The sequence below is a fragment of the Psychrobacter sp. UBA6739 genome, assembly GCF_002453835.1.
In the GTDB taxonomy this organism is placed as follows: domain Bacteria; phylum Pseudomonadota; class Gammaproteobacteria; order Pseudomonadales; family Moraxellaceae; genus Psychrobacter; species Psychrobacter immobilis_A.
Map to the genome: position 1 here is coordinate 17,104 of NZ_DKHR01000061.1, position 21,471 is coordinate 38,574.

Genomic DNA, 21,471 nt, shown 5'->3' on the forward strand with positions numbered 1-21,471 from the left:
GATGAGTGTCAAACCACCAGTACGTTTGAAATCAAGTATTAATCAAAGTCGCATGAGCTGAGTTCATGCGACTTTTTTTATGTCGATTTTCGATTAACGACTGTGTAGCGTTTCGGTCGCTTGCGCAACATCGATCGTATGATCTGTCCAACGCTCAAAACTTAGCGCTGCTTGCCCGATGAGCATGCCATAACCGTCCGAGGTCTGTGCGCCACGTGCAGAAAAATGCTGCAGAAACGGTAGCGTGCGTCCGTACATCATGTCATAAGCATAGTCACCGTTTAGCGTGTCGCTTAGTGGTAGCGTATCTGCTAATAAACCAATAGAAGTCGCATTGATAATAATATCAAACGATCCATTTAATTCAGTCGTGCGACAAGTTTCAATCTGCTGCTCATGAATAGCAGCGCTTGCCGCGCTAAGCTCAGTGACTAACTCTGTTGCCTTGCTCAGCGTGCGATTGGCAATCGTAAGATGTGCGATACCAGCTTCAATTAATGGCAATATCACTCCACGTGCTGCGCCGCCTGCACCAATGAGTGCCACGCGAGCACCATTCAATGGCCAACCCAAACTTACGATGTGATTGACCAGTCCTTGTCCATCGGTATTATCGCCATACAATGCCTCGGTGATCGGCACGCCACTTTTTACCAGCGCTTTATTTAGTAACAGCGTATTGACTGCGCCTGCAACTTTGGCATGTTCCGATAAACCACCGCGCGCCGCGCAGCAGTCATAAGCGATTTGTTTAAAAGGTACAGTGACGTTGGCTCCAACGCCACCGCCCTGAAAAAATGCCTCAAGCACTGCGGTAAAACTGGCTGCATCATCGGGGCAATATTGGCGTTGATAGCTAATCTCAATACCCGTCTGCGCTGCAAATAACGTATGAATTTCAGGGGATTTGCTGTGGGCAATGGGATTGCCGATAACGATAAAATGCTGGGTCATAATAGGTCTGCTTGCGATAAGAGGCAAAAATTGATCAGTAGAAGGGCATTGATATACAATCATCATAAGGGATAACGCGATATTTGACAAATCGGTGGTCTAACGAGTAAACACTTGAATAGGTAGGTTTTTTGACAGATTATATCTTTAACAAATCTGTACTGTCTGAGAGCGTTATCCGTAACGTAAAGGGTGTTCAAGTGTTAAGCAGTTGGGTAAACTAGAGAGCATGAAAATTTTATATTGATATTTTGGCAGTTGCATAACTAGCAGTAACTGAACTGTCAAAAACCAAGTCATATGAAACGGACATAACAAACTGAGTCATAAAATACCAAGCATAAGAACGCTTGTTTATAAAACATAATGTCCATTATCAGCGGCCTATCTGCCTGCTCGTTAATACTATTTTGAGAATTATCTAAAAGTGTGAGTAAATTGCCCATGTGGAATAATAGCCTACAGACCCTCTTGGTCGGTACGATAATGGCAGTCAGCGTGTCGCTCATTGGCTGTGATAGCAGTAAAGACGACGCCCAAAACCAAGATGCCGATATGAGCGAGCAAACCGTCGCTGACGATGCGCTAGTACAGGACAATGCTACGCCGAACGCCGATTTAGACGGTGCTACTGCTCAGCAAGGTACACAAGTGAAATATGACGTTGCGGGATGGGGCACTAAAAATGTAGCGTCACTGACCGTCGATAATTTAGATGAGATCAAAGCGACTTTTGGTAAGGTCATGAGCACTGATGAGAACAGCCTCGACTATGCCAGTAATCCAGCCGCAAAATATCGCTTTATGGATACCGATGCGCCGTATTTGGATTTGATTGATTCTGAAAAATATCTCGAACTGGGCTGGTACTTTGCTAATCCTACTGACTCTGATAAAGAAAAAGAGATAAGTCAAAACCATGCCGAAAAAGCGCATAAGCTTGCCCGCCAACTGATGGGTGATGAGGGCGGACAACTGATTTCTGATATGCTTAATGGTCAAATTATCAAAAATAAAGTCATCGGTGGACAAAAAATAGAATTGGCAAAATGTGAGTTCTACAGTTGTATGTTGGTCATCAATAAATCTGCTGCCCAAACAGATAAGAAGTAAGCTGTGCTAGCTATCATGCCGCTCAATAATTGGCTATGCATACATCCATCAAGTGCTACGACGGATATCTCAGACACAGTATCGCTAGACAATCGTGGGTTGGCATATGGCGATGGGTTTTTTACCACGATGGGGGTCATCGATGGGCAGATACTGTGGTTGGCTCATCATCAGCAGCGCCTTGTTTCCCATGCTGAAGCTTTACAACTTGAATTAGACAGTCATTCTGTCATGGCTTTATTGCAGACGCATGCCGAGCAACTACAACAAGGCATGCTGAAACTGATGGTGACTCGCGCCGTGCAAGATGTCCGTGGTTATGGCTATGTGCCAACCACATCTGGTAGCGCTTGTGAGATTTGGCTAAAATCCTCTGTGATGACCGTCACTACGACTGAGCAATTACGCTTGCCTGATGGATGCTTAATCCCGATGCAGCCTATCAGTTCTGCCATTTGCCTATCTTCGCAGCTTGCTTGCTTACCGCCACCATTAGCTGGACTCAAAAGCCTCAATCGCCTCGACAATGTGCTGGCAAGTGGTGAGCTGCAAGCTATCAAAGCCAAAGTATTAGAAGACAATATTAAACCAAGCATCAGTGAGGGGCTGCTACGAGATATGAGTGGTTGTTGGGTTGAAGGTACGATGAGCAATGTGTTTTATCAATTATCAGAGCAGCAATCCTCAAAATCCGCAAGCCATTTAGACATTAATAAAAATGATCCAAATTATTTAGACCAAGGTCAATGGTATACACCTTCGATGGCGCAAGCGGGCGTCGCTGGCGTGATGCGACAAGTGCTTATCGATGCGTTATCAACTAGCAAACATCCCGTCATTATCAGATCATTAAAAGATGAGGATTTGCCACAGTTAAGCCAGCTGTTCTTTTGTAATGCACTGCGCGGTGTCATGCCAATGAGTAGCCTGACGTTATTATCGGGTGAGGTGGTGGGTTTTTAAGCGATTGAATCGTATTTAAAAAGGGCAACCTAGAGCTGAACGTTATAGTGAAAAGCGTCTAATATAATTTGCAATAACGCCCACGACCCAAAAACTCAATAATGCCTTTATCACGCAACACTTGCAATTGCTGACGGATTTTATCTTTAATGTGATTATTTTCAGGATGTTTACGCTGTAATTCATTAGCAAAAGCATAAACCTGATTGAGAGAAAAGCTGTCTTCTAGTCTATCAATACATTGCCAAACATCTAACGTCCAACCACGTGAAGTCGTAGATTGCTCGCGTAAAAACAAGGTTTTTTGAAATTGCTCGGTGACATTATTGCGTGGTATGACTTGCTGGTTTTTAACCAAAAATACTTTCCCTGATTCGGGCACTTGTCGCAAATCAATATTGCAACCAACCCAACCGGCACGTTTAGCAGTGACTGATAAAGGCTTACGTTTGACAATCATATCAGGCTGAAAAAAATGCTTAGGAATAATCAGGAAGTTGTTAACGCTATATTCTTGAGAATAGGTCAAAAAGAAAAAGCTTGGATTATTGTCGCTATTGATACGCTCAATCATGGTGTCATAAGCGCCATCATTGATAATGTTGCTTAACTTTGCTTGCTTACTTTTTAGCTCATATTGCTCATTACAATTTGTACAATAAAAGTCAGCGACAGGCTGATTGTTAGTAAATTCCGCCAATGGTTCAGCATCGCAATTAGGGCAGTAACTTTGCTTAGCAACCCAATCCTCACTGAGTACTCTGATGATTTGACTAGGCGACTTGTAATTTTTGGCAAGGTTTTGATTAAAATGTAGGTTCATAACCAGTTTTCTTTATTAGAGAAAAGGAAAAATACCAAAAGAAGGTAGAAATATTAGCCCATATCAGCAGGCGTAAATACCAAGATAATTGATAAGCTAAGCAAATACCATTGAAAATCGCACGGTTCAGTGCTAAATTCTAGCAAACTTCTGCCTCGCGAGTTGCCATGAGCAAGCCTACATCTGAAACGCCTCCTGAACGCCCTAATGAAACGCCATCGAATAAACCAGATAGCAGTGTTGAGGAGCGTGTCGATACCACACTACCAGACACGCAACCAGCAGTTGATGGAGTAGAGGAAACGCCAGCGACAGATGTGTCACTCATCAGTGGAGCGGCTAAGTCACGCGAATATAAAGCGGATAATCAATCGTTCTTTATGCAGCGTGGTTATCAAGTGTTGCTAGTGTTGGGGCTTATCGCTGCGTTTTTCTTAGTGATGGTCTATCAGACATTATTTGGGCGGATTGAGCAGCCAAAGCAAATGGTCACCATTGAGCAGGGTCAGAGCTATTATGGCTTACTGCCGCAGTGGCAACAGCAAATCCCGCTGTTTTCTGCCACGATTGCCAAGCTCTATATGAAAACACAAGTCGATGGCCCCTTACATGCTGGTATTTATCAATTACCAGAAAACCCTACCTTTGCTGAAACGCTACATATACTTGGGCAAGGGGTAAAAGCATCGATGGTAAAGGTGCAAATCATCGAAGGCAAAACCTCTAAAGGTTTATATCAAACATTAAGGGACAATAAAGGCATCAAAAAAGAGGTGCTGACCGACGATAGTGGCAATGATAGAGACAATGCTGGTATTGCTCAAGCGTTGGATTTGGTCGGTATATTGCCAAATGAAGTGATTAATAGTAGCGACCCTATCGTCAATCACAATCTTGAAGGTTGGTTTGCCCCTGACACTTATTATTATGGGGAAGGCAGCACTGATAAGCAGGTACTGACCGATTTATATAAGCGTCAACAGCAAGTATTGACTGAGGCGTGGGAAAATCGTGCGCCCAATTTGCCTTATAAGACGCCTTATGAGGCGTTAGTGATGGCCTCTATCATCGAAAAAGAAACCAGTGTGGCAGAAGAGCGTCCTTTGGTCTCTGCGGTGTTTAGAAATCGCTTAGATAAAGGCATGCGAATGCAGACCGATCCGACCATCATCTATGGTATGGGCAGTCGCTATGAAGGCAACATTCGCCGTAAAGACATTGATGAAAAAACGGCTTATAACACCTATCAAATTGATGGCCTACCGCCAACACCTATCGCGCTACCATCTGCTGCCTCTATCGAAGCGACCTTGCACCCAGCAGATAGTGACGCATTGTACTTTGTAGCGACGGGTAATGGCGGGCACAAATTTACCAATAGCTTGGCGGCGCACAATCAAGCGGTAAAAGAATATCTCGGCGTCATGCGTGAGAAAAAATCACAAACCCCGCCGCAGTAATTCAATCCTCTATCTTTTCTTCAAACCTATCGTGAACTGAGCGTTATGCAACTGTCTACATAACGACATAACGCTCATCAATGACATAAGGTCATATCATGTCAGTATCTATACAAGACCATGTATCTCAAACAGTCCAGTCGCAAGCAAAGCAGCTCAAAACAAGTCAGCCCAAAACAAGCAATGACATCAATGATATCGCACTCAATCAAGGGCGTTTTATCAGTTTTGAAGGTACTGAGGGCGTAGGAAAAACGACTGCCATTGAGCAGCTGTGCACACGCTTAGACGATAACAATATTGCGTATCTGCGTACCCGTGAGCCGGGTGGTAGCCCGTTTGCAGAACGTTTGCGCGCTATATTATTGGACCCTGCGACCGACATCAATGATGATACAGAGCTATTGCTACTATTTGCGGCGCGCTGCGATCATATGCAGCAAGTGATTCTGCCAGCGCTACAACGTGGGACGTGGGTAATATGCGATCGTTTTACCGATTCTACTATTGCTTATCAAGGCTTTGGGCGGGCACATGGCGATGCGGTGGTACGAGCCAAAATTGAATCGCTTATCGAGCAGTTTGTGCCGCAACTACCTGAGCTGACATTGTGGCTGGATTTGCCCGTATTAGAAGGCATGGCACGCGCTAATAAACGTAGCACCGCTGATAGATTTGAGCAGCAAGCGACCGAGTTTTTTACTTGGGTGCATAAAGGCTTTAACACGCTGGCGACTCAGCACCCCGAACGGATACAGCGTATTGACGCATTAGGCAGCGCCGATGAGGTGAGCGCGCGAGTATGGCAGACGGTACAAGGCAGATTTGATGTTTCGTAACGGATTTTATAAAGCCGTCACCTAGCCAAATAAAAAGCCCCAACATTGCGTTGGGGCTTTCGTGTTTTATAAACTATTATTTTTTACAAAGTATTAAAGCAGTTGTCAAGATATTGTCAAAACTGTGTTAAATCAAAGCTGTGGCAACGATTATTTATCCTGTTCGTTCACAGCTTTATTATCTGAATTATCTGAAATTTCTTGAACACTGTCTTTGTTAATGTTGTCTTTAGTGATATCGCCTTTAGTAATATCGCCATCAGAGCTTGCATTGGTTGTATTATCTTGACCAGAGTCGGGTAAACGATTTGGATCGAGCGCGCCCTTCTTGGTTTTAGGTGCGTTGCCATTACCATTCGTACTACTATTGTTAGACACATTATTTTTAGGAATTGCCTTCGAAGTCGCTGTTGAATTAGCTGACATGACGCCTTTATTAACGACGTCAATAGACTCATCTTTTGACGCTATCACTTTGCCATTCAAGGTGTCTGGTGTGGTTTTAGTTTCAGCACTGCCGCTCGAATGGTTTGATACCTCAGTATCTGCATTTTGCTCAGCGACTTTCTGCTCAGTGATTGCCTGCTCAGTGATTGCCTGCTCAGCGATTATTTCTTTAGCGCTGTCTCTATCAGTGGCAGAGGATTGCTCTGTTGCATCAACACTATCATCGCTCAGCTCTTTCTCTTTACGCTTTTCAGGCGCTTTTGAGCTAGACTCAAAGTTAGCATCAGCTGCCAGTCGCGCCTGCTCTTGTTTAGGTGTCACGTCGACAGGTTTTGGCTGTACTTCATCTTCCACTACCAGTGAGATGAGCTTGCGATCGCGTGGCACGATGCCGTCAAACTTATCGGTAATGACGTGTAGCTTGCCTTCTTTGTCGATTGTATACAGCGGCACGAATTGCTTGTTGTCGGCTTTGTATTGCTCAAAGCTGTAGCTGTCAGTGATGTTGGTAATCTTGATACGGGCTTTTTTTGACAGCATGCTGGCAAGTTTGGTGTAGGTGACGTCTTTGCCAAACAGCCACTGCGAGTGGAAGTTACCTTGCTTATCATCGCGCTCGCTTTTGACCTTTTCGTCGCTGAACTTGAGACGGTACAATTTGCGCTCACCAAATTCATGACGATAATGAATCTCAGATAAGGTATTCATCTCTTTGTCCATACTCATGGCAAACAGACGACCGATACCGATCAGGTCAAGATGATGATCGGCGTGATCAGAGATAGGATTGCCAAAATAAGTACGCAGACCGCTCATGCGTGCGCGGGCAATATTGGTATAGTTGTTGTGTGCGACGATGACATCAAAGCCCTGATCTTTTAGAGAAGTTGCTACCAAAAGGGCAATGGGATTTGAGCCGACGATAAGAATGCCATTGGTCTCAGGCTCACGGACACCCAGCAAGTTGCCGACTATTTTTGCCCCCAAGCCCTGAATCATAACCGTGCCAATAATGACCATGAATACTAAGGGCACAAGCAGCTCAACACCTTGGATATCGTATTCTTGCAGACGAATAGCAAACAGTGATGAGATAGCTGCAGCGACGATACCACGTGGCCCAATCCAACTAATCATCAACTTTTCATTGGTCTTTAAGTTTGAGCCAATAGACGATGCCCAAACGGATAAGGGTCGCGCCACAAACATGACGATAGCAAGTAACACCAGACCTGCGAAACCCACGCTAAGTAAGCTTTCCAGCTCTACACGTGCTGCAAGGATAATAAACAGCACAGAGATAAGAAGGATGGTTAAAGATTCATTGAACTCTAAAATCGTATCGCGTGGGAATTTTGGCCAATTCGCCAATGCCACGCCCAATACGGTGACTGTCAATAGCCCAGATTCATGCTCTAAATGGTTCGATACTGAAAATAACACCAAGACAAAGGCGAGCGTAAAGACATTGCGTAAAAATTCAGGAATCATATGCCGACGCATCAAGAAGGCAAGCAGCCAAGCGCCTGCCATACCCATCGCTGTCGCTAATACCACGATTTTGGCAAACAATAAGATACTGCTGGCTTCGCCGCCTGAGATGATGTATTCATAGACCAAAACCACGGCAATAGCGCCGATTGGGTCAATGATGATACCTTCCCATTTAAGGATATTAGAGATGGTCTTATTGGGACGCACACTACGTAATAGCGGCATAATCACCGTTGGACCCGTGACGCACACGAGCGCACCGAACAGCAAAGCAATCAGTGGATCGACATCAAATAAGAGATAAGTCGATAACGCCACGATAGCAATGGTGATAAGTACACCGACCGACACCAGCATTTGCACCACGGTGCCATGCTGTTTAATCTCGTCAAACTCTAACGTTAGCGAGCCTTCAAATAGGATAATCGCCACGCCCAAAGAGATGAAGGGGAACATCAGCTCCCCCAGCACCAAGTCAGGATCGAAGACTCCCAGCACTGGGCCCACGATAATGCCAATCAGTAATAAAAATAAAATGGACGGTTGCTTTAAATACCAAGCCAACCATTGGGCAGCAATGCCAATCCCAACCACGCCAGATAATAATAGGGCGGTATCCATAAATTGATCCTTTTATAATCTTGTCGTATTTTATAGCTATCAACCGCTTTTTTAGAGTCGCGGCTGCCAGTAGTATAGTAATAAGTTGACGCTACTCGCTATAGAGACACATCTCTATAAAACGTAAGCGACGACAATGGTATCCATCATGAATCACAACATGAGCTAGATATGATATAACTACTATAGAGTAGTAAAGACAAAAGCATTGCTAGAAAAAATCGTCAATCTCATATAAATCGTATATGGCATCACGCTCGCTCAGTCTATTATTGATAGTACTGTCACGCGACTTTTTTTATCCATTTATCTTGAATCGACCATCGCATTATTCTAGTGATGCAAAAGATGAAAAATAAGGGTGATAATAGCCAGCTTTATAAAACAATAGTCAATAATGATTATTTATAGACTTTAGTTTGCTTGAAAAGTTATTTGGCTTGCTATCATAACATGCTTTTATTTCATGCTGAGCAAGGCCGTATCTACCACGATATCAGTAGGCAGCGGTAAAAATATACAATAACTGGGTCAAATAATCGCGCCTTGGGTTATCCTACATGATCGGAATAATGACAAAATAGCACGATGACTTATCATACAGTAGCCGTCTTTATCATGCACCTAGCGAGGATTATCATTGTTTTGGGGTGTTTATATAAGGAAAGGTGAATGGTCGATGGCATAAGGGTATAAAAAACAGTAATCTAATAAACGACTAGATGGCGACTAAAAAGGTTGGCCGCCATAACATTCAGTGCCGATGCAACGTTTGTCATATACGGACTTGGTTAAAATTAAAACATCGTATACACGTCACTAGCGATAGTAGCCTAAACATAACCATTAAAAATAACAACGATTACTTATATGGAGGACAACATGCCTATCAATATGCTTACAGCGCAATCTAAGTTTTATGTGCCGCATTGGTTAAAACGTAGTGCACTGGTGCTTGCTGTCAGTACCTCGATGGTTACTGGCGTCACTGCCACCGCCATGGCGAGCGCCCAAGCTGTCGTCACCACGGCGGATTTTTCTGACTTAGTTCAGCAAGTTACCCCAGCCGTTGCCCGCGTAAATGTCACCAAGACCGTCAGCGAGGCTGAGCTTGCCCAAGCCCAAACAGCCGAATTGTTGCGGCAGTTCTTTGGTGATCGTTTACGTATTCCTGATCAGGCTGCCACGCCAGCAATTGAGCATGCTTATGGCACGGCTTTTTTTGTCACAGCCGATGGTTATATGCTAACCAACCATCATGTGGTGGAGGGCGCTGATAAAATCACTGTTACTCTTAACGATAGAACGGAGCTTGATGCAACCTTGGTTGGTAGTGATGAGCGCTCTGATGTGGCTGTACTAAAAGTCTCGGGCAACCAATTTCCTGCTTTGCCTATTGGCGACTCGAATGCTCTGAAAGTAGGGGAGCCAGTACTAGCTATTGGTTCGCCATTTGGTTTTGATTACTCAGCATCGGCGGGCATTGTCAGTGCTAAATCACGCAGTTTTTCACGCGATACTAGCGTGCCATTTATCCAAACGGACGTGGCATTGAACCCTGGTAACTCAGGCGGTCCACTATTTAATCAGCGCGGTGAAGTGATTGGTATTAATTCGCGTATCTTTAGTGGTACTGGTGGTTATATGGGTCTGTCGTTTTCCATTCCGATTGATGCGGCGATGGATATTTACGAGCAGCTAAAAACTGATGGCGAGGTGGTACGTGCTTATTTAGGTATTTATCCGCAGGACATCGATCGCAATTTAGCAGAAGCTTATAATCTAGATCGTCCTCAAGGTGCACTACTGACAAGGGTATCACCAGACTCACCTGCACAAAAAGCTGGTCTAAAACCTGGCGATATCATTTTGCAATATAATGAAGTGCAAATTATGCGCGCCTCAGATTTATTAAACTTGCTCAATCGTGCCAAACCGAGCGATAGCTTCCGCGCACAGATTCAGCGTAATGGTAAGCAAATGACCATCAGCGGCAAACTCACTTATGCGCCCAATGATGTGAGAGCACAAGGCGGCGATCAGCAGAATGATGAGGTGCAGTTAGGCTTGCGTTTACGTAACTTGACCGCTGATGAGCAAGCAGAAATCGCAGTGGATAATAAGACGGGTATTTTGGTTACCACAGTTGACCCAACGGGATTGGCGGCGCGTTCAGGTCTGTTGGCAGGTGATGTGATTACCAATTTTCACCAAAAGCCGATTAAAAAGGTCACGGATTTTTCAAGCGCGATTTCATCATTGCCCAAAAAAGGCGTAGTGACCATTGAAATTATACGCCAAGGTATTCCCGCGATTATTGGTTTACGTATTGAGTAAGCTTTGATAGCTTAGTAGGGGTAGGTAGTCGGTGCAGCAACTGAGCATGGCATAACAGGCGCGTCAATAATTCTACTTGTCTATGATAGAGCTCGACCCCTATAATGGCTGATTTTTTAACCATGACTTAAAATAATCTAACATTGTCACTAACTTATTCATGGAGCGATTTATTTATCGCTCTATACGTTCTAATATAGGGTAAGCCAGTTGCTCGGCTCATACTCTCTCGTAACCATCAGGTAATTATGACTGACCATGCTCTTTATATCCTAAGTATCTCTACGACAGCAGTATTGCTTGCGTATATTATACTGTGGTCAGGATTACAAACGTTCAATGCCAATCCTACCAAACGTTTTATGCGTATTTGGTTGAAGTTGGCACTCTATTATGCTGCCTATACTATGCCTGTTTGGGCTTTGCTGTTGGTGATAGGTTGGTCGCAAGACATGCTGCCGATACTGGCGCAGCTCTCACTGCCACTCGTGCTAGTGGCCGTATTTGCAATGGGGTTCTATTTTTATACTGTGGTGATACAACCCAATCGTTTACGTTTAGATCATCATGCAATCGACTTAGATTTATCCACACCGCTGACGGTTGCCGTATTGGCTGATTTACGCATAGGCTTGTATAGCGGCAAGCCGCGTCATATTCGTAAACTGGTTGCTACCATCAATGCGTTACCAGCAGATGCGGTGCTGATTACGGGCGACTGGTTGTATTACCCAAGTGCTGATTTAGTGGGTCAGCTCATGTTGTTTAAAGGGGTTAATAAGCCTATTTATACAGTGATGAGTACCTCAGATTTGCGTTATCAGTCGATTAATACGACCAAGCAAGGACAGCCGCTATTAGAAGATACGTTGTCCAGTGCCTTTGATGTGCTTGATATCAGCTATATCGGTCAGCAGTGTACCTCGCTGCCACTCAAATGTACTGGGGCTACTAATGCGCTTCCAGTAATGCCCAGTGCGAGTTATTCTAAAAATAATAAAGAGGGTTTTAGACAGCAAAATTTGGAAAATAGCCCAACCGTCGCCGTGCTTTGCGGCTGGCAAGATGTTCCTAAACAGTTTGCTGATATTGAAGAGGCAAATGCGTCTGATAAAGCCGCACTTGGTGCTGAAATTGCTAATACCACGAAGCCCGTCATCATTTTGGCTTCACGATTTGATAGTATTAGCGATTTGCCAAAATCCTTACAGCCACGACCACTATTGATTACTGGTGCAGCAAAGGCGATTCAAAAAAATATATGGTTGGCACAAAAACAAAAAAATATCGCACGTAGTAGCGAGCAGTCAACCCTGTTGAATAATAGCCGCATGGGCAAGCAGCGGGGTTTATACCAACATGGCAGTGCGCAGATATTTGTCAGTAGCGGTATCGGTACACGAGGGCTGCCTTTTCGCTTGTATCGCCCCACTATCGATGTGTTGACGATTCGTTAACATGACTCAAAAGACTTATCAGCGCTGATTCATTGCGCTAAACTGAGAGTTGAATAATAAGGCTGTTGGTTTGTAGGTTGTAATGGCATGTCAGCAATTCAATTGATTGAACGTTAATTGATTGATAGCGGTCAAATCAAAATATGCTACACTAGCAGGCGTTTTTATTATTCTATTTTTAGTACTAAATAAGCGTTGTCGGTCATTGGTAAAAATAAGGCTAAGACGATTTTTAGCATCTATATTGCGAACGCTTTTATCATAGAAAAAGATTGATAATAAAAAATACTCAGCATTAATATCAAGCAAGATATTGCCAATGTTGCCTATGAATGTACACAATGTAAGTACAGGCGTAGACATAATCATTGACACTTGCCAACGACCTATCATGTGACAGCTTTGAAAAAAGCTAGGATAATACAGTAAGGCACGGTTATGAGCACAGCATACGACGAGATCAAAACCCGACTACAAGGCTCAATGGTAGCCTTGGTAACGCCCATGCATCCTGACGGCACGGTCGATTATAAACGTCTGGCGGATCTCATAGATTGGCAGATTGAGCAAGGCACGCATTGTCTCGTTGCCGTTGGTACTACTGGCGAGTCAGCGACATTATCTATGCAAGAGCACAGCGATGTTATTCGCTACTTTGTTCAGCATGTCAAAGGTCGTGTACCAGTGATTGCTGGAACAGGTGCCAATAATACGATGGAAGCCATTAAGCTGACCCAAGATGCTGCCGACGCTGGTGCAGATTGTGCGTTATTGGTTGCGCCTTATTATAACAAGCCGCCACAAGAAGGCTTATACCAACATTATAAGGCTATCGCGCGCGCGGTGAATATCCCGCAGATGCTTTATAATGTGCCAGGACGTACGGTCGTTGATATTGCACAAGAGACCGTAGAACGTCTGGCTGATATCGATAATATCGTCGCGATTAAAGATGCCACAGGCTCTATCGCTCGCGGTGAGCAATTGATCAAAGCAGTGGGCGATAGAATCGTCGTGCTATCTGGTGATGACGGTACGGCGCTTGATTTGATGCAATTCGGTGGTAAAGGTAATATCTCAGTCACTGCCAACGTCGCCCCAAAAGCGATGAGCGAGACTTTTACAGCGGCGCTTCGTGGTGATTTTGACGCGGCTCATAAAGTCCATGATGTGGTCAAGCATTTACACCGTGACTTGTTTATTGAGTCAAGTCCTATCCCAGCCAAATATGCGCTTCATAAAATGGGTATGATAGATACTGGTATTCGTCTGCCTTTGGTATGGTTGGCTGAACAACATCATGCCACTATTGATGAAGCCTTGGTGCGTGCTAACTTATTATAAAATGATGCGTGTAAATGCTAACTCAGAGAGATAATATGATGAAAACATCATCACCGACTGCAAAAATATTCCCTGCGCTGCTGACCTTAATATTGGGAAGTACCTTAGTATTGAGCGGTTGCCAAAGTGCTAAAAACTTACTTGGTAAGCGTGACAATGGTAGTTTAGAATATCAGCAAAGCAAAAAGCTTGTGCCAATAGAGCTGCCTGCTAACAAAGAACCAGCTCCTTTTGTACCTTTGTATGCAACTCCTAATGCTGGTGTAAATACGCTGAAATTACAGAACGAATCAGGTAATCAGTACCAGCTACCGAAGCCTGAGCGCGCTGTCAGTAGTCCTTCGAATTAAAGCTATTCCCTATTTATACCGCTGACATTTTACAGTGATTAATGTAAATATTATTCATTCTGTCATACAAAAATCAGCGGTCGCTGCGCGTTTTTACCACATAAGCTTGAACGAACAGGAACTCCCATAATGCAAAAGCAACAACTGCTGTATAAAGGCAAAGCCAAATCTGTCTATGAAACTGAAGATAATGATCTTTTGATTCTACATTTCCGTGATGATACTTCAGCGCTTGATGGCAAGCGTATTGAGCAATTAGCACGCAAAGGTGTCGTTAATAATCGTTTTAACGCTTTCATCATGCAAAAACTGGCTGATGCTGGTATCGAAACGCATTTTGAAAAGCAATTGTCTGAAGATGAAGTATTGGTCAAGCGTTTAGAGATGATTCCAGTTGAGTGCGTGGTTCGTAACTTTGCTGCGGGCAGCTTGGTTCGTCGTTTGGGCTTAGAAGAAGGGCAAGCATTGACGCCGCCTACTTATGAATTGTTTTATAAAGATGATGCGCTGGGTGATCCAATGGTCAATGAGTCACTTGCTGTGTCTCTTGGCTGGGCAACCGAAGCACAACTGGCAAGAATGGAAGAGCTGACTCATCAAGTAAATGAGGTGTTAAAGGCGTTATTCGAAGCAGGTGATTTGATACTAGTTGATTTCAAACTAGAATTTGGTGTGTTCCATGACCGTATCGTCTTAGGGGATGAATTCTCACCAGATGGCTGCCGTATTTGGGACAAGATGACTAAGAAGAAGCTGGATAAAGACCGCTTCCGTCAATCATTAGGCGATGTCATTGAAGCTTATGAAGAAGTGGCTAACCGTATTGGTGTGCCATTAAGCTAGATGTTTGATTGGCACTGCACTGCAGGTCAATCTTTAGCGTAAAAAAAACTGAGCCATGTGCTCAGTTTTTTTGTGATTTTAAATTAATCTTCGTGTTTATCTTACGACTAATAATATAAAGGCTTTGACCTAAAGGTAGTCGTTATTATCAAATATGGCTATTCTGAATAGCTCCACTGCTATTTGATTTACTTCATTATTATCTAAAGATAAGAACAACCTCTTTATTAAAATAGTTAAGGTTGGAGTTATAGGATTTATTATAAAAACAAGAGTCCTAAACCAATCACAACACCACTGACAATCAGCACGATGACACAAAAACCCATGATATCTTTGGCTTTTAGACCTGCGATCGCCAGTGCTGGTAATGCCCAAAATGGCTGAATCATATTTGTCCAAGCATCACCCCATGCTACAGCCATAGCAACTCGTGATGGATCACTACCCAACATTTCCGCCGCTTCTAACATGATTGGTGCTTGTACTGCCCATTGTCCACCACCTGAAGGAACAAAAAAGTTGACGAGTCCTGCACTGAGGAAAGCAAAAAGTGGTAGCGTCTCCGCTGTTGAAACGTTGACAAAAGCTTCTGACATCACACCTGCCAACCCTGAAGCTGTCATCATTCCCATAATGCCTGCATAAAAAGGAAATTGGACGATGATAGCGCCTGCACCTTTAACCGCTTCTTGAACTGCAATCAAATACTTGCGAGGTGTACCGTGAAATATAATACCAAGAAACAAGAACATAAAGTTAACCAAGTCGAGCGTTAGAGCAAAACCGTTCTGTGCGAAATAATACAAGATAAAGGCGATGCCCAATACGCCAATGACCATTGATAAAATCCAGCTGTTTTCTAAACGTTCTGCTGGTGTCATATCCGATTTGGCTGGCAGATCCTCAGAGATAGGATCTACTAGAATTTTTGGATCTACCGTAATCGTATCTTCTTTTTTTGGCATCATCAGACGGTTTAATAAAGGGACGATAATAACCAATGCTGCAACGATAATTAGGTTATAGCTAGCAAAGATGGTCGCACTTGTTGGAATAACACCGATTTTATCAACGAAGGGATGGCCTGCTGTTGCAATGGATAATGGAATCGACCCAGAGAATCCGGCATGCCAAATGATAAATCCAGAATAGGCGCTGGCAATCAATAAACGGTAATCGACATTTTCGACACGCTTGGCCAGCTCTTTGGCAAATAATGCCCCAATGACCAAGCCAAATCCCCAATTAATCCAGCTTGCTGCAAGCGATACTAAGGTAACCAGTATAATCGCACTACCTGGCGAGCGTGCGAAACTGGCAAGTTTACCCAGACCTTTTTTAAATATGGGGCTGCTTGCTAATACAAAACCAGTTACTAGCACCAAAACCATTTGCATTGAGAATGCCAGCAAAGCCCAGAAGCCTTCACCCCAAAACGCCACCATCTGTACCGGTGAAGAGTCGGTTAAACCTAAGCCCATTACAAAAATAACCAAGGTTAAAATAATGACGAATAAAAATGGATCTGGTAGATATTTTTCCATCAAGCTATTCGAGAAGCGTGTAATCCCTTTCATTTTTTGACTTCCTTTTTGTCTAAGTTTACGTTTCATTCCTCATTCCAATGTTACCTCATTCTTACTTTTTTATGCTTATTCATTCAGCAGAAATCATCTTTTTGAATGCTATACCGACCTTGCAAGGTTTGTTTAAACATTCCTTAAACACTGTGCGCCATATCTTGCTTTATTTTTATGCTAACTTATTAGGGTATGTGGAACAGTCACAAATCGGTACTGTCAGTGCCATGGTCAAATATTACACACGCCCTAATTATTCAATAATACAAAAAGTATAAAAGGTCATTACTAATGTCAACGCCTCAAACTTCCACGGCGCAGCCTACTATTTTAGAGCCATCATGGTTTACTCGACCAACCTGTGTGGTCGCTGCTGACTTAATAGGTAAAGTGCTGTGTAGAAAGCTGTTAGATACGGATGGCACAACTAAAATATTGCGTATGCGCATCTCAGAAACTGAAGCTTATATCGGTGCGGGCGATCCCGCTTGTCATTCACATGCTGGCAGCCGTACGCCGCGTACTGAAATCATGTATGAGCAAGGTGGCGTTTTTTATGTATATTTGACTTATGGTGTCCATCATATGCTCAATTTAATCAGTGGTGCTCTCGACTCCCCTGAGTCAGTGCTGATACGCGCAGGGTTTTTAGCAGAAGATAGTGACCGCCTGCGAGATGAGCAATTATTGAACTTAGATCAACAACTGATTCATCCCAAGCAGTTCGCTGGTCCCGGTAAGCTGACCAAGCGTTTACAAATCGACCGTGACTTGTATGGCAAATCTATTCATCCAGCATCAGCCATTTGGGTAGAAGAAGACGGTTGTAAGCCACCAGTATCGCTGCGTCCACGGATTGGCATTGATTATGCGGGCGAGGCAAAAGAGTGGTTATTGCGCTACATTTGGACTGACCATCCTTCGTTATCCAAAAAATAGTAAGATTGATAGTTGATGGCTGTTTTTCTAAATAGACTGGAAGGAAGTAATACATGTATAAACTGACGGTTTTTATTCCAGATACAGCATTAGAGCAGGTAAAGTCCGCTTTATTTTCGGCAGGCGCGGGGATGATTGGCAATTATGAACAGTGCTGTTGGCAAGTGCAGGGAATAGGGCAGTTTATGCCACTGGCAGGCAGTAATCCGAATATTGGAGCACATAATCAACTGGAAACCGTTGAGGAGTGGCGGGTAGAAATGGTAGTGGCTGATGCTGATATTAAACAGGTCATCGAGGTGTTAAAGCAGGTGCATCCTTATGAAATGCCTGCCTATGATGTGATTGAAGTACTAGACTTTTAGAGTCAGCTCTCAGTCCTCTTTGATATTAATCACGTTATAACTCGGATAGCCAAGCTCGATTTTGTAATCTTCACTGCCGCGTTTGGCTTTTACTTTTATTTTACTGTCACCTTTTTTGTATTTGACGTCTTTGACTCGATAACCCATATTGCTGAATTTATTGGCAGCCCTTTGCTCGATAGCAGGTTGATAAAGCTCTTTATCAATGGAGTTGATGGTCTTCTTGTGCTTTTTGTAGACCTTACTGTCTTTATAAAAATCTTCGTAAAGGTCGCCGTAAGCATTATAACCAGGTGCGGTGACACAGCCAGTCGTTATCGTCAGCAACACTGCAATCATACTGGCGGTAGCAGTGGTTTTTAATAAAGTATGGTGGTTCATCAAATACTCTTATGATGTCAAAGATGTTTTTGCTGATCTTATAAAAAAGGGTCAAATAAACCAAGGGCTGGCTTATTTGACCAAAGGCATCAAGTAATCAATGATGCCAAAACTTTATTTAATAGCTTTATTTTACTTATTTCTTTTTTAATGCACTTAAATATAGTCGGTTCAATATAATTTAGATTCAAGGAAGGCAAGCGAAAGTACTATAAATAGTAGACTAAGCGAGCCTGACACCGTATCTGATTTATATAGGATTGACTATAACTATCAATTGAATGGAGGACATGCCCTAGTCTTTTTCAATCTTAATCACATTTAAATTTGGGTAACCAAGTCGTATTTCATATTCTTGCGAGCCGCGCTTGGCTTCAATCTCGAACACGCCGCGTCCGTTCTTTTCTTCCAACTCAATGTCGTTGACCCGATAGCCCATGCCTTGTATTTTATTGATTGCACGTTGCTTAATTGCTGGATAACGCGAGTCTCTTTTAATGCTATCTTCGATATCGTCATTCTTATAGTGCTTATTATTCTTATGCTTGCCATTATTTTTATATTTATCTTTCTTGTAATGGTCTTTGTCATATCTATCGTCTTGCCAAACATTAGACCAAGCTTTTTTATTTGAGCTAATAAGTTTTAGATCGGGATACGTGTATTTTAGCTCGTATGCTTGGTTGTTCTTTTTGGCATAAGCGGTCATTATGCGATTGCCACGGTAGTTATCGGATTTGATATCCATAACCTGATAGCCTTTACGGCGTAGATCAGCGCGTAGCTTTTGACTAATGCGGTTGTAGTCAGCGTTACCATAATCATCATTACCACCATATACTGGGTAATTATCATACCCTGGACCGACGACGGCACACCCAACTGTAGTACCCAATAATGCAACTGCAAGACCAGTAGATATAACGGTCTTAAATGAGAAAGGCTTTAGAGTTTTCATGATCCAATATCCTATAATATTTTTAAATTATCCATGCCATTGCTGGTGATAGCCGAGCACGTACGCACTCTGTAAATTGTTCATATAATCGTATTCATAACTTACTGGCAAACTAATTTTCACCATCGTCATTACCATTATGCGCTTTGAAATATTTTCTTACATTATCTATCATAATGGACAAAGCTTGATGATAAGTGTCTTTTGCGTTAATAAGTTGTAATCAGAGCAACGAATATGAATCATGTAAGCATATGCTTACACGTAATGACGCTTACGCGACTTAACATCAGGTTAGGAATTAGGCATTATAGTCACACGGCATTAGGGAATGTGACTCAAGGATTGAGTTAACCGCATTAAGGATAATGATTCACTTATTAGCATCAGGATGATAATGATAAGTGGAGTAAGGACACATACCCTTTGCTGCTATCAGTAGTTAATGCTGGTGGTTGTAGTAAAAAGGGCAGGATGCCCAGTATCACAATATGCTGAATATTATGCAAGGATGCATGGGAAACAGTGGTGATAGGTAACATGGATGGTTAACAATAAAACCGCATAACAGTTAATTGCTATGCGGTTTTATCGTGTCTGGACTTTGAGTTTTATCTCTTATAATTATTTGATATAAATCAAGTTGGTGATAAGTCCAGCATAAAAAAACCGCATTAGAAACTAATGCGGTTTTCGTTTAAATAATCTGCTTATAAAATTTCTATCTTAATACTTCTTACAAGCATGATTATCTACTAGTATTTATGTTCAGTACGCCATGCATCTACTTCACGTTCAGCATCATCTTTGCTGTGACCATAACGTTCTTGAACTTTTCCGACCAATTTATCACGGCTACCTTCAACGTGTAATAAATCATCATCAGTAAGGTCAGCCCATTTTTGCTTTACTGAGCCTTTTATTTGGTTCCATTCACCTTTTAGAGTATGTTCGTTCATTTTTATGTTCCTTCTTTTATTATAAAATTGGTTATTGAGACAATTATTCCATCTGTCTTTAATCGACATTTTACTCAGCTGCTATCAGTACTTATTAATCAGCTAACTGGTGATATCTAATATAAGTGCTCACCATCGCCATGTCTGTATATGCAATGTTGAGAGTGTTGCTCCATTATGGAAATCTGCACAGCTATGTTATGCATCGTCCATTTGTGTAATAAATGAAGTGTTTTATCAGTGACATACGTAAAGAGGATTAACAAGTCTGGCGATGATTTATAAAAAATGACGTCGTAACACGCTGTAAATATAGGAATAAAAAAAGTAGCTGTCATCATAAATGTGGCGGCTATTTTTTATGATTGTTTTAGGATGGGTTAAAACGAATCATCAAGAATAAGTAAGGTTAAATATTTAGTGATAGACTTCTTGTTTAAATGGCTATAGCCTTATAGTTGAAATAACAATTATTTTATAGATTAAGTTGGGGCAGATTGATAGTGAATGTACTTAACAGCGTAAGTGCTAAAAAACCGGAAACAAAACGCGAGCTGGCAAAGGCGAAAACGCGTCATACGTTACTAAAAAGTGCCTTGCAGCTGTATAGCGTAGAGGGCGCTCTTGGTATGAGCATGAATAAAATCGCGAAAGGCGCAGGTATTGCTCAGCCAAGTTTTTATAATCATTTTGATAGTTTAGATGCGTTGCAGCAGGTGTTAGGCGAGCAACTTAAAGGCAACTATTTATCGCCAATGCGCATGGCGTGGGTAGATATGCTTAAAGACTATGCAACGCTGTCTAAAAAGGATTTCAATGAGCGTTGTCAGGAATGCTTAACATTGATTTTTGATGCCGCCTTTCAAAACATCACTTTATTTCAACGTTTGCTCGAAGACAGTCTGCGCTTTGATTCAAACATAGAACGTAACGGGCTGGGAAGTCTAATCATAGAGATAAGAGACGAGTGGACCAAGATATTTATAGAGGGGTTGCAGTCAGCCAAGTGCTCTTTTGACAAATCTGACGTTCATCTCTGTGTCGATATCGCTGCCGCCCAAGTACATGAATTGATATTGGGCTGTCATCAACAGCGTTATTCACGGCAGCAAGCCATTGAAATGTTGTGCAAAAACTTTGATGGCGTCTTTAGCCATTTTTTCACCAAAGACAAGCGCAGAGTAGATGGCTAGTTATTTAGCTTATTAATTTTTAGTAATGCTTAGCTTTAACTAATGCTC

General features: G+C 42.6%; 20 protein-coding genes. 12 read left to right on the forward strand and 8 right to left on the reverse strand.

The genetic code is table 11. The features are described from left to right. Positions 1-93 precede the first annotated feature (93 nt). On the reverse strand, positions 94-954 hold the full coding sequence (gene aroE, locus B2575_RS13140; RefSeq protein ID WP_296242586.1) for a shikimate dehydrogenase: 861 nt from the start codon (positions 952-954) through the stop codon (positions 94-96). Positions 955-1,398: 444 nt separating this feature from the next. On the opposite strand from aroE, the gene B2575_RS13145 reads away from it, so the two are divergent. Together B2575_RS13145 and B2575_RS13150 are read left to right on the forward strand one after the other, a co-directional pair. Further along, positions 1,399-2,067 carry a hypothetical protein gene (locus tag B2575_RS13145; protein ID WP_296242588.1) on the forward strand — a complete coding sequence of 223 codons (669 nt, stop codon included), beginning with the start codon at positions 1,399-1,401 and terminating at the stop codon, positions 2,065-2,067. Positions 2,068-2,070: 3 nt separating this feature from the next. Further along, positions 2,071-3,030 carry an aminotransferase class IV gene (locus tag B2575_RS13150; RefSeq protein WP_296242590.1) on the forward strand — a complete coding sequence of 320 codons (960 nt, stop codon included), beginning with the start codon at positions 2,071-2,073 and terminating at the stop codon, positions 3,028-3,030. A gap of 58 nt (positions 3,031-3,088) precedes the next feature. Here the strand turns inward: B2575_RS13150 and B2575_RS13155 are convergent, their stop codons facing one another. Beyond that, positions 3,089-3,853: a DpnI domain-containing protein gene (locus B2575_RS13155; protein WP_296242592.1), complete on the reverse strand. Its 765-nt coding sequence runs from the start codon at positions 3,851-3,853 to the stop codon at positions 3,089-3,091. A gap of 167 nt (positions 3,854-4,020) precedes the next feature. On the opposite strand from B2575_RS13155, the gene mltG reads away from it, so the two are divergent. Both mltG and tmk read left to right on the forward strand, forming a co-directional pair. Further along, entirely contained in the window at positions 4,021-5,313 is a 1,293-nt protein-coding gene (mltG, locus tag B2575_RS13160; protein WP_296242594.1) for an endolytic transglycosylase MltG, read from the forward strand. A gap of 98 nt (positions 5,314-5,411) precedes the next feature. Next, positions 5,412-6,152: a dTMP kinase gene (tmk, locus tag B2575_RS13165; protein WP_296242596.1), complete on the forward strand. Its 741-nt coding sequence runs from the start codon at positions 5,412-5,414 to the stop codon at positions 6,150-6,152. Between the two features lie 150 nt (positions 6,153-6,302). Here tmk and B2575_RS13170 read toward each other — a convergent pair whose 3' ends face one another. After that, positions 6,303-8,714 carry a cation:proton antiporter gene (locus B2575_RS13170; RefSeq protein ID WP_296242598.1) on the reverse strand — a complete coding sequence of 804 codons (2,412 nt, stop codon included), beginning with the start codon at positions 8,712-8,714 and terminating at the stop codon, positions 6,303-6,305. A gap of 972 nt (positions 8,715-9,686) precedes the next feature. Here B2575_RS13170 and B2575_RS13175 point away from each other — a divergent pair. After that, the gene (locus B2575_RS13175; RefSeq protein WP_390890589.1) at positions 9,687-11,051 is read left to right on the forward strand and encodes a Do family serine endopeptidase; all 1,365 of its coding nucleotides are present in this window, start codon (positions 9,687-9,689) and stop codon (positions 11,049-11,051) included. Between the two features lie 248 nt (positions 11,052-11,299). Further along, a complete protein-coding gene (locus B2575_RS13180) occupies positions 11,300-12,508 on the forward strand; it encodes a hypothetical protein (RefSeq protein WP_296242602.1) in 1,209 nt (402 codons plus the stop codon). Positions 12,509-12,598: 90 nt separating this feature from the next. Here B2575_RS13180 and B2575_RS13185 read toward each other — a convergent pair whose 3' ends face one another. Next, positions 12,599-12,901: a hypothetical protein gene (locus B2575_RS13185; protein ID WP_296242603.1), complete on the reverse strand. Its 303-nt coding sequence runs from the start codon at positions 12,899-12,901 to the stop codon at positions 12,599-12,601. A gap of 45 nt (positions 12,902-12,946) precedes the next feature. Between B2575_RS13185 and dapA the strand changes: the two genes are divergently transcribed. From dapA to purC, 3 genes are all read left to right on the forward strand, one after another. After that, positions 12,947-13,852 carry a 4-hydroxy-tetrahydrodipicolinate synthase gene (dapA, locus tag B2575_RS13190; RefSeq protein ID WP_060490249.1) on the forward strand — a complete coding sequence of 302 codons (906 nt, stop codon included), beginning with the start codon at positions 12,947-12,949 and terminating at the stop codon, positions 13,850-13,852. A 35-nt stretch (positions 13,853-13,887) separates the two neighbouring features. Next, positions 13,888-14,202, forward strand: a complete 315-nt coding sequence (locus tag B2575_RS13195) for a hypothetical protein (RefSeq protein ID WP_227681635.1) — start codon at positions 13,888-13,890, stop codon at positions 14,200-14,202. A 129-nt stretch (positions 14,203-14,331) separates the two neighbouring features. Further along, complete coding sequence (purC, locus tag B2575_RS13200; protein ID WP_296242606.1) at positions 14,332-15,045, forward strand: phosphoribosylaminoimidazolesuccinocarboxamide synthase; 714 nt, start codon at positions 14,332-14,334, stop codon at positions 15,043-15,045. 260 nt (positions 15,046-15,305) lie between these two features. Here purC and B2575_RS13205 read toward each other — a convergent pair whose 3' ends face one another. After that, on the reverse strand, positions 15,306-16,625 hold the full coding sequence (locus B2575_RS13205; RefSeq protein ID WP_296242607.1) for a short-chain fatty acid transporter: 1,320 nt from the start codon (positions 16,623-16,625) through the stop codon (positions 15,306-15,308). A gap of 294 nt (positions 16,626-16,919) precedes the next feature. Between B2575_RS13205 and B2575_RS13210 the strand changes: the two genes are divergently transcribed. Both B2575_RS13210 and B2575_RS13215 read left to right on the forward strand, forming a co-directional pair. Further along, positions 16,920-17,567 (forward strand): DNA-3-methyladenine glycosylase, encoded by a 648-nt coding sequence (locus B2575_RS13210; RefSeq protein WP_296242608.1) that lies wholly within the window; start codon positions 16,920-16,922, stop codon positions 17,565-17,567. Between the two features lie 53 nt (positions 17,568-17,620). Next, complete coding sequence (locus B2575_RS13215; protein WP_201501832.1) at positions 17,621-17,932, forward strand: NGG1p interacting factor NIF3; 312 nt, start codon at positions 17,621-17,623, stop codon at positions 17,930-17,932. Between the two features lie 9 nt (positions 17,933-17,941). On the opposite strand, the gene B2575_RS13220 is transcribed toward B2575_RS13215, so the two are convergent. The 3 genes from B2575_RS13220 to B2575_RS13230 all read right to left on the reverse strand — a co-directional run bounded on the left by B2575_RS13220 (position 17,942) and on the right by B2575_RS13230 (position 20,230). Then, entirely contained in the window at positions 17,942-18,313 is a 372-nt protein-coding gene (locus B2575_RS13220) for a hypothetical protein (RefSeq protein ID WP_296242610.1), read from the reverse strand. 295 nt (positions 18,314-18,608) lie between these two features. Further along, complete coding sequence (locus B2575_RS13225) at positions 18,609-19,271, reverse strand: PepSY domain-containing protein (protein WP_296242611.1); 663 nt, start codon at positions 19,269-19,271, stop codon at positions 18,609-18,611. A 755-nt stretch (positions 19,272-20,026) separates the two neighbouring features. Beyond that, the gene (locus B2575_RS13230; protein ID WP_045443240.1) at positions 20,027-20,230 is read right to left on the reverse strand and encodes a CsbD family protein; all 204 of its coding nucleotides are present in this window, start codon (positions 20,228-20,230) and stop codon (positions 20,027-20,029) included. Positions 20,231-20,733: 503 nt separating this feature from the next. On the opposite strand from B2575_RS13230, the gene B2575_RS13235 reads away from it, so the two are divergent. Beyond that, the gene (locus B2575_RS13235) at positions 20,734-21,423 is read left to right on the forward strand and encodes a TetR/AcrR family transcriptional regulator (protein WP_296242613.1); all 690 of its coding nucleotides are present in this window, start codon (positions 20,734-20,736) and stop codon (positions 21,421-21,423) included. Positions 21,424-21,471 lie beyond the last annotated feature (48 nt).